Source organism: Arthrobacter sp. NPDC080082, from assembly GCF_040686595.1.
Lineage (GTDB): Bacteria > Actinomycetota > Actinomycetes > Actinomycetales > Micrococcaceae > Arthrobacter.
Window position 1 is genome coordinate 103029 of the sequence record NZ_JBFBKQ010000005.1, and the last position, 13734, is coordinate 116762.

The window sequence follows — 13734 nt, forward strand, 5'->3', positions numbered from 1 at the left end:
GCCCCTCCACGGGCGGCCCGCTTAGAAGTGCGTGAGGCAGTGCGGGGGGCGTTCGACGGCGAACATCCGGGCGGCGCGGAACGCGGCCGACGGCGTGAGCTCCCGGATCCGGCCGGCGGCCGCGAGGGTGACCGGGTTGACGCCGCCGACGAACATCGAGGACAGGTCGGCGATGTCCAGTTCCAGGTCCGCGGGCAGGTCAGCGCCCTGCCCGGTAACGTCGGCGACCGTGGCGGTCCCGCCGTCGACGTCGAGGGCGAACGTGCCGCCGGCGATCCCAAGGCCGTCGGCGACCGCCAGCACCAGGCGGCCGTCGGCCGGGTAGTGCCGGGCCGCCAGGGCCCGGGGCACGTCCAGGATGCGCAGCCAGAGCATGTCGCGGGGTTCCGAGGCCTCCACGCAGCGGGGGTCCTTGAGCGCCCACGGCAGCGGGTCGTCCACGGGAGCCTCCTGCCACGTGACGCGCTCCACGAGGTCGATGGCGCCGAGGTACTGCCACAGTTCCAGGTAGGCGTCACGGGTGGCGGCCACCAGGTCCACGACCTCCATGGTGGCCGGCGTGCTGGACCAGCCGCCGAACTTGTACGAGACGTACCCGTCCACGGTCCCGTCCGGGCCATAGTGCAGCGCGGTCTTGATCTTCGGGTCCTCGTTGGCTTCCCGGCTGACCTCACCGGAGACGAACTGCCGGTAGAACTCATGCCGGCCCACGGAGCCGGGCGTCTGGCGGTGGACCCGGTCGAAGATCTGCGGGGCGAGCTCCAGGAGAACCTTGGGATCGGCGACCTCCACGCTGCCCACGGGCACGTGGTTGAGGACGAAGCGCGCGCTGGTGTCCACCTTGATGGACTGTTCCGCCGTGGCGACCCCGTAGCCGAAGCGGCCGTAGATGGACGCCTCCGAGGCGGTCAGCGCCGCCACGGCGAAGCCTTCCTTCCGGGCGAGTTCCATTTCCTGCACCATCATGCGGCGCAGCAGCCCGCGCCGGCGGTGCGAGGTCCGGACCGTCACGGCCGTCACCAGCCGCGCGTCGAGCAGGCGCCCGAACCCGATGTTGAGCGTTTTGTTCATGGTGCCGAAGGTGGCCACCGGGATGTCGGCGTCGAGCGAGTGCGCGGCGACCCGGCCGGTCTGGTAGGCGCCGGTCATCACCCGGCCGTCGGTCCGCTGCATGGCGATGCCGCGGTCCACGCGTTCCTCCGTGCGGCGGTCGTCGTGGAAGCCGAAGGCGACGGCGCGCATCCAGGCAACCGCCTCCGGGTAGGCCGTCTCGCCCTTGGCCGCGGGCGTGAACCGCCGGATCTCATACTGTTCTGACACGTGCTACTCCCCCTGATGACTGTGTGAAACGTAAACCCGGCGTTCGCCTGCCGGTGGCTGCCTGACGGTGGCCGGCTGCCCCCGGCGCTCCGGCTAGTGTCCGGCCTCGTACCAGCTGGTGCCGATGCCGATCTGGACCTCCAGCGGCACCGACAGCTCCGCGGCGGCGCCCATCTGCTCGGTGACGAGCTTCTCGACGGCGTCGCGTTCGCCGGCGGCGACTTCCAGGACCAGTTCATCATGGACCTGCAGCAGCATCCGGGATTTCAGCCCCTGCTCCGCCAGGGCCCCGGAGACGCCCAGCATGGCGCGCTTGATGATGTCCGCCGCGGAACCCTGGATGGGCGAGTTCAGCGCGATGCGTTCGGCGTTCTCGCGCAGTTGCCGGTCCGTGCTGGTCAGGTCCGGCAGGTACCGGCGCCGGCCCTCGATGGTGGCCGTGTAGCCGTCCACCCGCGCCTTCTCCACCACGCCGCGGAGGTAGTCGCGGACGGCGCCGAACCGGTCGAAGTAGTCCTTCATCAGGGTCCGGGCCTCGTCCACGGAGATCTCCAGCTGCTTGGACAGGCCGAAGGAGGTCAGCCCGTACGCCAGGCCGTAAGACATGGCCTTGACCTTGGAGCGCATGGCGCTGGTGACCTGGTCCGTGGGGACGTGGAAGATGTTTGAGCCGACGAAGCGGTGCAGGTCCTCGCCGTCCTTGTACGCCTGGATCAGGCCGGCGTCGCCGGAGAGGTGCGCCATGATGCGCATCTCGATCTGCGAGTAGTCGGCGGAGAGCAAGCACTCATACCCGTCGCTGACCACGAAGATGCCGCGCACGCGCCGGCCCTCCTCGCTGCGGATCGGGATGTTCTGCAGGTTCGGGTTGTTCGAGGAGATCCGGCCGGTGGCGGCAACGTTCTGCGCGTACGTGGTGTGGATCCGGCCGTCCTCCGCCACGGACTTCTTCAGCGACTCGAGCATCTGCCGGAGCTTGGAGGATTCGCGGTGCGCCATCAGCTGGACCAGGAACTCGTGCCCCGTCTTCTCCAGAAGGTTTTTCAGCGACGCGGCGTCCGTGGTGTACCCGGACTTGATCTTCTTGGTCTTGGGCAGGCCGAGTTCCTCGAACAGCACCGTCTGCAGCTGCTTGGGCGAGCCGAGGTTCACCTCGTGGCCGATCGCGGCGAAGGCCTGCTGCTGGGCGTTGTCGATCACCCGGGCCAGGTCGGAGAGCTGCTCGTCCATGCGCTGCATGTCGATGCCGATGCCCGCGAGTTCCATGTCCGCCAGGACGCGGCTGACCGGCAGTTCCAGGGTGGTCAGCAGGTCCAGGGCGCCGCGGTCCTTGAGTTCGTCTTCGAAGAATCGGCTTAGGGCCTGGACGACGGCGGCGACGTGCACCAACGCGCCAGCCGAGGCCTCGTCGTCGCCGTCGAACGCCAGCTCCAGCTGCCCCGCCTTCGCCTCTTCCTTAGAGACGGTGAGGTTGAGGTGGTGCTGGGCCAGTTCGGCGAGCTCGTAGCTGCGGCGGTCCGGCTGGATGAGGTAGCCGGAGATGGCCGTGTCATCGACCACGCCGTCCAGCTCCATGCCGCGGGCGGAGAGCGCCTTGAGGGCACCCTTGAACCCATGCATCACCTTCGCGGCCGAGGGGTCCCGGAGCCAGGCGGCGAGGATGTTCTCGGTGTCGGCGTCCTGGGTGGTGAGGTCGAGGTAGACGGCGGATTCGCCGTGGACGATCGCGACGGCGGCCGCGTCCTCGCCGATCCGGCCGGGGACCAGGTCCACGGCGACGGCGGCGCGCTTGCCCTGCGTGCCGGCGAGGAATGCGGCGAGTTCCTCGGCCGTGGCCGGGACGGTGTAGTCCGGGGTGGCCAGGGTTTCGCGTTCGGCCTCGGTGACCTCGCTGCCGTAGAGGGCGAAGAGCCGGGTGCGGATGGTCTTGAATTCGAGGGTGTCGAAGAGTTCCTCGAGCGCGCCCTGGTCCGGCCTGGGATCGGCGAGCTCCTCGAGCGTGACGGGCAGTTCCAGGTCGGTCCGCAGCCGGTTGAGCTTGCGGTTGCGCTTGACGGCGTCGACGTTCTCCCGGAGGGCGTCGCCGACCTTGCCACCGATCGAGTCGATGTTCTCCAGCACGCCCTCGAGGCCGCCATAGAGGTTGATCCACTTGGCCGCGGTCTTGGGTCCGACGCCGGGGACGCCGGGAAGGTTGTCGGCGGTTTCGCCCACCAGGGCGGCCAGGTCGGAGTACTGGGCGGGGCTGACGAAGTACTTCTCCTGGATGGCTTCCGCGTCCATCCGGGGAATGTCGCTGACGCCCTTGCGCGGGTAGAGAACGAAGACGTTGTCGGTGATGAGCTGGAACGCGTCACGGTCACCGGATACCAGCAGGACCTCGAAGCCAGCCGCTTCGCCCTGGGCGGCGAGGGTGGCCAGGATGTCGTCCGCTTCCCAGCCCGGCAGCTTGATGGTCTTGATGCCCCAGGCGCCCATGACCCTATCGATCAGGTCGATCTGCCCGCTCATTTCGCGCGGGGTCTCGTTGCGGCCGCCCTTGTAGCCGTCGTATTCGGCCTTGCGGTGGGTGGTGTCGTCGGAGACGTCGAAGGCGACAGCGATGTGCGTGGGCTTCAGCTCCTTGATCAGGTTGATCAGCATGGAGGTGAAGCCGTGGATGGCGTTGGTGTGCTGGCCGGTGGCCGTGGAGAACTTGTCCGCGGGCAGCGCGAAGAACGCGCGGAACGCCATGGAGTGGCCGTCGAGCACCAGGAGCCGGGGCTGGTCCGTGATCGGGATGACGGGGGCTTCGGTGGCCGAGGGGTGGTCGGCGAGGCTGTGGCCGGCCGCCTTGGCCGGGGCCTTCCCGGCGGGGCTCTCCGCCGCCGGTGCGGCTGGCTGAAGGGTGTCCACTGCGGACGCGGAAGGGGCCGGTTTGGTAGTTTCGCTCACAGGTGCCAGCCTAGTTGGCATGATCGACAATTTCACGCCGGCCCCGTACGCCGCCGAACTGGAAGCCGCCGGCATTCCCGCGGAACTGCATGGCTGGCTGGGCCGGATGGGCGTCGGGTCCCTGGTGGTGAAGATGGGTATCAAGTTCGTGGAGCTCAGCCCGGAACGCACCGTGGCCACCATGCCCGTGGAGGGCAACACCCAGGTGGCCGGGATCCTGCACGGCGGAGCCCATGTGGTGCTCGCCGAGACCCTGGGGTCGTTCGCCGCGGCCATGCACGCCGGCCCGGGCCGGCACGCGCTCGGCGTCGACGTCGGCGCGACGCACCACCGGTCGATAGCCTCCGGCACCGTGACGGGAACGTGCACGGCCATCCACCTGGGCCGCACCCTCACCACGCACGAGATTGTCATGACGGACGAGCAGGGCCGCCGGCTCTCCACCGCCCGCATCACCAACCTGTTGCGCGACAACGCCCCCGACACCGCCGTCGACCCGGCCCAGTAGCCGCCGGGCAGGTCGGCTCGGCCGGTCGGCTCAGGAACGGGCGGGCAGCCGGTATCGCAGCTCTACCACGCCCCGGCCCATCGTCCGGGATTCCAGGAGCTCCAGCGGCGCCGTCGGACCGGCGAGGGGCAGCAGCGGTTTGCCCCGGCCCAGGACCACCGGGATGACGGAGAGAATCAGCTCGCCCAGGAGCCCGGCGTCGGCGAACTGTGCGGCGAGCACTCCCCCGCCCACCACCCAGACGTTCCGGCCCTTTGCCGCGGAGCTGAGGTCGTCGGCGAATTCGGCGACGGGACCCCGCACGAAGGTGATGTCCGCCCCGGGCACGTGCCCGAGTTCGTGGTGGGTGAAGACCCAGCACGGGATGCCGGGGTACGGCCAGCCCTCGGACAGGTGGTCCAGCAGCCACGCGTAGGTCCCGCCGCCCATGACGACGCACCCGACGCCGGCGAGGAACGCATCGTAGCTCTCGGCGCCGCCGTCGAACCCGTCGAACTGCAGCAGCCAGTCGAGGCCGTCCGCGTCCGTGGCGATGTAGCCGTCCAGGGATGCCGCGACAAAGTACTGGAAGTCAGCCATGGGCCCAGCCTAGCCAAGGGCCCGCCGGGTTCCCAGCCCCGCGGGGGCCCGGACCCCGCCGCTACTTTGAGCCGCTACTTGGAGAAGTAGGGAATGATCAGGTACAGCCCGGCCAGGACGGCGATGCCGCAGAGGCCGAAGCAGGCGTAGGACAGCGGCCGGACCCAGCCGGGCTGCTCGGTCCTGCTGTCGCCGGCGATGGCCGTGAGCCGCACCCCGAGTGAGTACAAAACGGTGATGAGCACCGCGGCGACGAGGGTCGCGCCGGCCACCTGGAAGAGTTCAAGCCATTTCATTTACTTACGGCCACCTTTGGACTTGTTGCCGCGGCTGACGGCTGCTGCCTTCTTCTTCGCGAACCGGATGGCCTGGCCGGCCTCTTCGACCTCGACGGCGTTGTGGCTGCCGACGTGGGACTTCCGGGAGGCGACGAACATGTAGACCACCGCGGCCGTGCCGGCGACGGCGGCGATGATGAACCCGACCGTTCCGGTGTGCACCAGCAGGGCGGTGAGGGCGCCGACGATGCCGGCTGCGGGGAGGGTGAAGAGCCAGCCAATGACGATCTTGCCGGCGGTGCCCCAGCGCACGGTGGTGCCGCGGCGGCCCATGCCGGAGCCGATGACGGAGCCAGAGGCCACGTGCGTGGTGGAAAGCGCGAAGCCCAGGTGCGAGGAGGCCAGGATGGCGGCGGCGGTGCTGGTCTCGGCGGCGAAGCCCTGCGCGGGCTTGACCTCGGTCAGGCCCGAGCCCATGGTGCGGATGATCCGCCAGCCGCCGGAATAGGTGCCGATGGCGATGGCGAGGGCGCAGGCAGCGATCACCCAGAGCTGGGGTCCGGTGCCCGGTGCCTGGCTGCCGGCGGCGATGAGGACCAGGGTGATGATGCCCATGGTCTTTTGGGCGTCGTTGGTGCCGTGGGCCAGGGCCACCAGGCTGGAGGTGAAGATCTGGCCGGTGCGGAAGCCGCCGCGCTTCTGGGTCAGCTTGCTCCCGGTCTCAGGATCGTGCCGGGCGGTCAGGGCGTAGGCCAGCCGGGTGCAGATGTAGGCGACGATCGCGGCGATCACCGGCGCAAACACGGCGGGCAGGAGCACCTTCTGCAGGACGGAGGTGAAGTTGACCGAGTGCAGCCCGATGCCGGCGATGGCGGCGCCGATGAGCCCGCCGAACAGCGCGTGCGAGGAGCTCGAGGGCAGGCCCTTGAGCCAGGTGATCATGTTCCAGAGGATCGCGCCCATGAGGCCGGCGAAGATGATTTCCGGGGTGATCTGGATGCCGTCCGAGCCCTCACGGATGATGCCGCCGGAGACGGTCTTGGCCACCTCGGTGGACAGGAACGCGCCCACGAGATTCAGCACCGCGGCGAGTGCGACGGCGGTGCGGGGCTTGATGGCACCGGTGGCGATGGGCGTGGCCATCGCATTGGCGGTGTCATGGAACCCGTTTGTGAAGTCGAAGAACAGCGCCAGTGCTATGACTAGCGCCACCATTACGGTGATTTCCACCTGTTGCCCAATCTGCAGAGTCGACGGTCAGCAGTTTCATTCCCCGTGGCGGCCTTGTCATTCACTGTTCACCCGCCGTTTGGCAGGTGCCACTTGCGCGGTTCACCAAAGCTGTCCTGAAACCCTATAGATCGTACGTGCCAACGGGGGCACGGCAAAACAGCGGGAAAGCCTGCCCCGGCACCCGGGGGCGGCCGAAGCGGCGCCGCCCGCTCAGGGGCGCGGGAGGTCTTCGCTCGTCCCGGCGTCGAGGGCGACGGCGATCCTGGCCTCCAGGGCCGCCGTCGTCGCGTCCGGGAGCACGATCAGCCCGTCCAGTTCCCGCCGCGCCCGCTTGTACGCCGTCTGCCGTTCGGCCGGGGTGGACCCGGCGTCGGAGGCGATCCGGAGCAGTTTCCGGGCGGTGGCGAGCCGGTCGCGTTCCGGGCCGGTGAACTTGCTGTCGCGGATCCGCCTGGCCTCGCGTTCGGCGACGTCGAAGGCCACCTCGAAGGCGTTGACGGCGTTCCGGTACTCGGCGAGCCGGGCGGCGGCCGGCGGCTCCGTTCCCGCCGGGCGGAGGCCGTCCGCGTCCCGCTTGGCGCGCAGGAACGCCACCGTGAGGGGTTCCCGGACGTCCGTCATGGCGGGGAAGTCGATGAGTTTGCCGACGTCGAGCTCATAGTCCAGCCAGCGGCGGTTGACGGCGTCATGGGCGTCCAGGACCTGCTGCACCTCCGCCCGGCTGCTCTGCTCCGCCTCGGCCTGCCGGTTCTTCAGCTGGTACAGCTCCACCCGGCGCCGGTGCCGCCGTTCGGCGGCCTTCCGCCAGGCGCCGGCCCAGCTGCCGCCCAGGGCGCTGAGCGGGAACACGAGCCACCAGTAATGGCCCACGAAGGTCAGTATCGAATCCACCGCCCCATCCTCGCACCGGCCCGGACACGGGAAAAGCCCCCTCCGTGGAGGGGGCTTCCCGTCGGCAGGACCGCTCAGTCGCCGTGCTTGACCTTGTGGACCCGTGTCACGACGGTGGGACACGGGACATTCAGGAGCACCGCGTGTGCGGTCGAGCCGAGCACCAGCCGGGAGAAGCCGCCGCGTCCGCGGCTTCCGATCACCAGCAGGCGCGCCTCCCCCGCCAGGTCCGAGAGGGCCTTCGCGGGGTCGGTGTCTGTTTCCAGGCGCTGATGGACCACCAGGTCCGGGTACTTGTCGTGCAGCCCGGCGACGGATTCGGCCAGCACCACCCGGTCCTCCTCGACGATCGTCTCGGCCAGTCCGCTCTCGGGCAGTTGCCGTTCCACCCAGCGGGCCGGGTTCCGGAACGCGAGGACCGCGGTCAGTTCGTCGCCGCCGCGGTCCGCCTCGGCGGCGGCGTAGGCCACGGCCTGCAGGGATTCCTCGGAGCCGTCGACGCCGACCACCACGCCCCGGTTGCCGGTGCCGCGCTGGGTGGGGATGACCGCCACCGGGCATTCGGAGGCGGACGCCACCTGCAGCGCGCGGTCCGTCATGGGGCCGCCGTCGAGCCAGTGCTTGTCGTGGCCGCCCACCACCACGAGGGCGGCAGACTGGGACGCCTCGCGCAGCGCCGCGCCCGGGCTGCCGTGCCGCAGTTCGGTGTCGACCGTGACGTCCGGGGCCTGCTTAGCGGCGGCGGCCTTGGCCTTCTCCAGCAGCTCCATCCCGGACTGGCGGATCAGCTCGTGGTACTGGAAGTCCGGGGACATCCAGCGGTCGTCCACGGCGTGGACGCAGAGGACCGGGGCGTTGTCCGCGGCGGCCCGTTCCAGCGCCCAGGCCAGCGCGGCGTCGCTGCCCGCGGACCCGTTGACGCCGACGACGATTGGTTTACTCATGCTGATCGCTCTTTTCCGTCGTAGGCCAGGCTGGCCGCCCCGCCGCGGCGGTCCCGGCAGCGCACCCTTCTGTGACCGCTGCGCCCGGACGCCGCACGAGCCGCTGCCGTGGCCGCTGCTGTCTGGCATGACGCGCCGGCCGCCCCTGGGAGCCGCCGACACCTCAGTGTGTCCCGGGTCCGCGGGGCGGGTTAGGGCCTTAAGCCCCGCACCTTTTCGGGGCAGGCACGCCGCTGCGGCAGGGGCTAAAAGCCGCTGGGCTCGGTCTCGAATTCGGGTTCGCGCGGCGGTCCCTCGTGGTGGACCGGCCGGACGGCGGAGGTCTCCTCGAGCCAGATCAGGGCGTCGTAGCGGTCCCCCATCCGTGTGGGCACGTAATTGCCGCGCTCGCGCTCCGGGTTGTAGACGACGCCGATCGCCCGGTGCCCCAGCCAGGTGCCCAGCCACGGGCCGGTGCGGTCCTCGCCGAAGTCCAGCACCGCGGGCACACCCAGCGCCTCGTGCAGGAACGCCTCGTGGCTGTCCGGCCGGGCGACCGGGACTTCCAGGATCCGTTCCGGGGTCCCCCAGGCCCCGGCGGCCAGCACGGTGCCGCGGTGGCCGGCGAAGCCCACCAGCGCCACCCCGTCGGCGGCGTGCCGCTCCCGCAGCAGTTGCCCCACGTTGACCAGCCCGTCCACCGCCATGTCCGTGGCCCGCGCGTCGCCCACGTGCGTGTTGTGGGCCCAGACGATGCCGCGGGACTCCGGCCCCAGGTGGTGGCTCAGCCGGTCGATGCTGTCCGCCATGTGATGGTCCCGGACATTCCAGGACTGCCGGTCGCCGCGGACCATGATCCGGTAGTAGTGCTCGGCGTTGGCGGCGACCTCCGCGTTCTGGACGGCGTCGAACGCGTCGTCGTCCTCGTGCTCCGCGGCGTCGAAGGCCCGGGCGCGGATCTCCCGAAGAAGGGCGACAACGTCGGCCTCGCAGGACTGCGGGACCAGGCGCGTGCTCCACGCGTACTGGTGCGGGTCCTCGTGGTGGGGCAGGAAGCACTGCCAGGCGCGCATCGCCGCGGGGACGGCGTCGGGCTGGTGGGCCTGGAGCCAGGCGATGATCTCCCGCAGCGAGTCCCAGAGCGAGTACACGTCCAAGCCGTAGAAGCCCACGCGCCGGGACAACGGCCGGTGCAGGTTCCAGGTCCGCAGCCAGTCCAGGAACGCCGCCACCTCCTCGTTCGCCCACATCCAGGTGGGCCAGCGCTGGAACCCCGCCAGCAGCGAATGCACGCCCTGTTCCGCCCCCGTGATGCCGCGCACCCACTGGTTGATCCGCCAACAGTCCGGCCAGTCCCCCTCCACCCCGATCCAGGTGTAGCCCAGCTCCTCGATCAGCCGGCGGCTCAACGTGGCCCGCCAGGTATAGAAGTCATGCGTGCCGTGGGAGGCCTCCCCGATGGCGGTGAACCGGCAGTCCGCCGCGCGCCGGACGACGGCGTCGAGGTCCCGGTCGCTGCGCAAAGGCCGGGCCAGGGCGTGGATCTCACTCAACACCGCCGAGCGGGTGACCTGCGCGCTCACCGCGGGTTCCCCAGGTCGACCCGTTCCAGGTACTCCGGAACCCGGGCCCGCCAGCCCAGCTCCCGTTTGATCCGCAGCCGCAGGGCGTCTGCGGCGTCCGGCTCGCCGTGGGTGACGTAGGCGATGCGCGGGGCCCGCGGCGCGGCCTTCATCCAGGCGATCAGCCCGTCGGTGTCCGCGTGGGCGGAGAGGTTCTCCATCTGGATGACCTCGGCCCGGATGGTCAGGTCCTCGCCGTAGACCCGCACGTTGCGCTCGCCGGCGGCGAGCGCCGCTCCCCGGGTCCCGCCGGCCTGGTAGCCGCTGAGGACGACGGCGTTCTTCGGGTCCGTCCCGTACGCCGCGAGGTGGTGCAGCACCCGGCCGCCGGTGAGCATGCCGCTGGCGGAGATGATGATCATCGGCCCGCCGCGCAGGTTTAGCAGCTTTGAGTCGTCCACGCTGCGGGTGAAGGTGGCCACGGTGTACATGCCCCGGTACTCCTCGGGCCGGAGCCGGTGTTCCTCCGGGTGGCGCTGGTACATGTCCGAGGCGTCGATGGCCATGGGGCTGTTGAGGTAGATGGGGATGTCCGGGATGGCGTTCTTCCGCCGCAGCCTGGAGAGGTAGAGCATCAGGGTTTCAGCGCGGCCGACGGCGAACGCGGCGAACAGGACCACGCCCCCGCGTTTGGCTACCCGCCGGACGATCTCCCCCAGCTGCTCTTCCGGGTCCGCCTCCGCGTGTTTCCGGTTCCCGTAGGTGGATTCGGTGACCAGGACGTCCACATCTCCCAGCGGCCGGGGCGGATACATGAACGGATCATCGCTCCGGCCCAGGTCCCCGGTGAAATGGAGCGACTGCGAGCCGAACCGGACGTGCACCTGGGCGGCGCCCAGGATGTGGCCCGCCGGCACGAACGTCAACTCCATGCCGCCGCCGAGCTCCAGCGGGTCATCGAACTCCCTGACCTTGAAGCTGTTCAGCGACCTGACCGCGTCCGCCGCCGTATAAAGCGGGAGGGCCGGCGAGTGGCTGGCCGACCCCCGGTGGGTCGCGTACTTGGCCTCCTCCTCCTGGAGGTAGCCGCTGTCCGGCAGGATCAGCTTGCACAGTTCGGTGGTGCCGTCGGTGGCGTAGACGGGCCCCTTGAAGCCGTCCCGGACCAGGGCCGGGACGTAGCCCGTGTGATCCAGGTGGGCGTGGGTGAGGACGACGGCGTCGATAGTGTGCGGCGGGACGGGAAACGGGGTCCGGTTGCGTTCCCTGCTCCGCTTGTAGCCCTGGAACAGCCCGCAGTCCACCATGACGCGGCGGCCGCCGGATTCGAGCAGGTACCGGGAACCGGTCACGGTGTCTGTCGCACCGAGGAACCGCAGGGAAGGCCGGTCGTGTGTCATGGTGCGTTCCGTTCCCGAGTCCGTCACCCCCACCTTCCGCGCAATCGCCCACGCTCCCTAGGGCCGAAAGTCACGGCGCCGCGGCGCCCCTCGCCACCGTGCGGACAGCCCGCCGTGACCGCCCACTGGGAGCGCCCATCGCTCCGGGACCCGGTACCGGGCAGTAGGCTTTTTCGGGGCGGCCGACTTGTCCCGCAGCCGCCGCGAACCACTGCCCCGACCCGTCAGCGGCCGGACCCCCTCCCCACGGCAAGGACCAGGCATGAAGCAGAAGAATCTCCCGGAACCACAGGTGCCGGGCCTCCCGTGGGCGGACCGCCCCTGGACCGCCCTCTACAGCGACGGCGTTCCGGCCGACCTGGTGCTGCCCACCGGGTCGCTGGTGGACATGGTGGAGGCGTCCGTTCGGCGCTACGGCAGCCGGACGGCGCTGGAGTTCTTCGGTGCGCGGACCAGCTACCGGGAGCTCGGCGCGCAGATCAACCGTGTGGCCGCCGGGTTGCAGAAGCTGGGGGTGGCCGCCGGGGACCGGGTGGCCCTGGTCCTACCCAACTGCACGCAGCACGTCATTGCTTTCTACGCGGTGCTGCGCCTGGGCGCCGTCGTCGTCGAACACAACCCCCTGTACACGGACCGCGAGCTGCGCCATCAGTTCGAGGACCACGGCGCCACCGTCGCGATCGTCTGGGACAAGGCCGTGGACCGGGTGCTGCGGCTGCCGGCGGACATCGGCGTCCGCACCGTGGTGTCGGTGGAGCTGATCCCGGCCATGCCGCTGGGCAAACGGCTGGCGCTGCGGCTTCCACTGCCCTCCGCACGGAAGGCACGCGCCGCCCTGGCCGCCGGGAAGCCGGCGCGCGGAACCCGGGCCGCCGTCGTTCAACGGCAGGTGCTGCCATGGCACCGGCTGCTGGACGCCGGGCGGCTCAAGCGGCGCCACCAGCGGCCCGCGCCCGGGGACCTGGCGGTCCTGCAATACACCAGCGGCACCACCGGCGCACCGAAGGGTGCCATGCTCACGCACGCGAACCTGCAGGCCAACGCCGCGCAGGGCCGCGCCTGGGTACCCGGCCTCCAGGACGGGAAGGAAACCGTCTACGCCGTCCTGCCGATGTTCCATGCCTACGGGCTCACGCTCTGCATGACCTTTTCGCTGAGCATCGGGGCGCGGCTGGTGCTCTTCCCGAAGTTCGACGCCGGCCTGGTCCTGAAGGCGCACCGGCGCTCGCCGGCGACGTTCCTGCCCGCCGTCCCGCCGATCTATGACCGGCTCGCCGCGGAGGCAGCCCGCCGGGGCGTGAGCCTGCGGGGCATCCGGTACTCCATCTCCGGAGCCATGAACCTCCCGGTGGCCACGGTGGAGACCTGGGAAAAGGCCACCGGCGGGTACCTGATCGAAGGCTACGGCCTGACCGAGACCTCGCCGATCTCCGTGGGCAACCCCTTCGGCCCGAGCCGCAAGCCCGGCACCGTGGGGGTCCCCTTCCCGCTCACCGACATCCGCGTGGTCGATCCCCGGAACGTCGCCGTCAACCGGGCGCCCGGCGAACAAGGCGAACTGCTGATTCGCGGCCCGCAGGTCTTCGCCGGCTACTGGAACCGCCCGCAGGAGACCGAGGAGGCCCTGCTGGAGGGCGGCTGGTTCCGGACCGGTGACATCGTCTCCGTCGACAAGGACCACTTCGTGACCATCAGGGACCGGATCAAGGAGCTGATCATCACCGGCGGCTTCAACGTCTCGCCCACCGAGGTGGAGGACGTCCTGGCCAGGTTCCCCGGCGTCGCGGAGGTCTCCGTGGTGGGCGTCCCCCGGCCCGGCGGCGGCGAGGACGTGGTGGCCGCCGTCGTGCCCGACGCCGGCGGCGCCGTGGACCCCGGCGCCCTGCGGGACTTCGCGCGGGAACACCTGGCCGCGTACAAGGTGCCGCGGCGGGTGGTGGTCATGGAGCGGCTCCCGCGCTCGCTGATCGGTAAGGTCCTGCGTCGGGAGATCCAGGCGACGCTCGCCGAACGCGCGGCCGAATAGCCCGCCCCCGCCGATTCCCCGCGGCGCTCCGGTCCGGCTGAGAGTCGTGTCTCACGTAGGCGGGTAGGGTGCGTAGAGGA

General features: G+C 70.4%; 11 protein-coding genes. 2 read left to right on the plus strand and 9 right to left on the minus strand.

Annotated elements, in window-relative coordinates; translation table 11 throughout:
* Positions 1 to 21 precede the first annotated feature (21 nt).
* Together AB0O44_RS11550 and polA are read right to left on the minus strand one after the other, a co-directional pair.
* Positions 22 to 1320, minus strand: coding sequence for a GNAT family N-acetyltransferase (locus AB0O44_RS11550; RefSeq protein ID WP_364137467.1), 1299 nt, complete (start codon positions 1318 to 1320; stop codon positions 22 to 24).
* Between the two features lie 93 nt (positions 1321 to 1413).
* Positions 1414 to 4275, minus strand: coding sequence for a DNA polymerase I (gene polA / locus AB0O44_RS11555; protein ID WP_364137469.1), 2862 nt, complete (start codon positions 4273 to 4275; stop codon positions 1414 to 1416).
* On the opposite strand from polA, the gene AB0O44_RS11560 reads away from it, so the two are divergent.
* Complete coding sequence (locus AB0O44_RS11560; protein WP_364137471.1) at positions 4274 to 4762, plus strand: hotdog fold thioesterase; 489 nt, start codon at positions 4274 to 4276, stop codon at positions 4760 to 4762. The two genes, polA and AB0O44_RS11560, sit on opposite strands and share 2 nt — an antisense overlap.
* A gap of 30 nt (positions 4763 to 4792) precedes the next feature.
* Here the strand turns inward: AB0O44_RS11560 and AB0O44_RS11565 are convergent, their stop codons facing one another.
* The 7 genes from AB0O44_RS11565 to AB0O44_RS11595 form a co-directional block, all read right to left on the minus strand.
* Positions 4793 to 5341, minus strand: coding sequence for a dihydrofolate reductase family protein (locus tag AB0O44_RS11565; protein ID WP_364137473.1), 549 nt, complete (start codon positions 5339 to 5341; stop codon positions 4793 to 4795).
* Positions 5342 to 5415: 74 nt separating this feature from the next.
* Positions 5416 to 5637: a hypothetical protein gene (locus tag AB0O44_RS11570; protein ID WP_364137475.1), complete on the minus strand. Its 222-nt coding sequence runs from the start codon at positions 5635 to 5637 to the stop codon at positions 5416 to 5418.
* Positions 5638 to 6849: an inorganic phosphate transporter gene (locus AB0O44_RS11575; protein WP_364137477.1), complete on the minus strand. Its 1212-nt coding sequence runs from the start codon at positions 6847 to 6849 to the stop codon at positions 5638 to 5640.
* A gap of 213 nt (positions 6850 to 7062) precedes the next feature.
* Positions 7063 to 7743: a hypothetical protein gene (locus tag AB0O44_RS11580; protein ID WP_364137479.1), complete on the minus strand. Its 681-nt coding sequence runs from the start codon at positions 7741 to 7743 to the stop codon at positions 7063 to 7065.
* Positions 7744 to 7817: 74 nt separating this feature from the next.
* Positions 7818 to 8687 carry a universal stress protein gene (locus AB0O44_RS11585; protein WP_364137481.1) on the minus strand — a complete coding sequence of 290 codons (870 nt, stop codon included), beginning with the start codon at positions 8685 to 8687 and terminating at the stop codon, positions 7818 to 7820.
* Positions 8688 to 8932: 245 nt separating this feature from the next.
* A complete protein-coding gene (locus tag AB0O44_RS11590; protein ID WP_364137483.1) occupies positions 8933 to 10249 on the minus strand; it encodes an erythromycin esterase family protein in 1317 nt (438 codons plus the stop codon).
* Entirely contained in the window at positions 10246 to 11628 is a 1383-nt protein-coding gene (locus AB0O44_RS11595; RefSeq protein ID WP_364137485.1) for an MBL fold metallo-hydrolase, read from the minus strand. Before AB0O44_RS11595 ends, AB0O44_RS11590 begins: the two co-directional genes overlap by 4 nt.
* A gap of 262 nt (positions 11629 to 11890) precedes the next feature.
* On the opposite strand from AB0O44_RS11595, the gene AB0O44_RS11600 reads away from it, so the two are divergent.
* Positions 11891 to 13654: a long-chain-fatty-acid--CoA ligase gene (locus AB0O44_RS11600; protein ID WP_364137486.1), complete on the plus strand. Its 1764-nt coding sequence runs from the start codon at positions 11891 to 11893 to the stop codon at positions 13652 to 13654.
* The last annotated feature ends 80 nt before the right edge of the window (positions 13655 to 13734 follow it).

Excerpts from the sequence above, each read along its gene's own strand:
- AB0O44_RS11565 (WP_364137473.1), bottom strand. The coding sequence starts at position 5,341 with ATGGCTGACTTCCAGTACTTTGTCGCGGCATCCCTGGACGGCTACATC.
- polA (WP_364137469.1), bottom strand. The coding sequence starts at position 4,275 with ATGCCAACTAGGCTGGCACCTGTGAGCGAAACTACCAAACCGGCCCCT.
- AB0O44_RS11585 (WP_364137481.1), bottom strand. The coding sequence starts at position 8,687 with ATGAGTAAACCAATCGTCGTCGGCGTCAACGGGTCCGCGGGCAGCGAC.
- AB0O44_RS11600 (WP_364137486.1), top strand. The coding sequence starts at position 11,891 with ATGAAGCAGAAGAATCTCCCGGAACCACAGGTGCCGGGCCTCCCGTGG.
- AB0O44_RS11560 (WP_364137471.1), top strand. The coding sequence starts at position 4,274 with ATGATCGACAATTTCACGCCGGCCCCGTACGCCGCCGAACTGGAAGCC.
- AB0O44_RS11595 (WP_364137485.1), bottom strand. The coding sequence starts at position 11,628 with ATGACACACGACCGGCCTTCCCTGCGGTTCCTCGGTGCGACAGACACC.
- AB0O44_RS11570 (WP_364137475.1), bottom strand. The coding sequence starts at position 5,637 with ATGAAATGGCTTGAACTCTTCCAGGTGGCCGGCGCGACCCTCGTCGCC.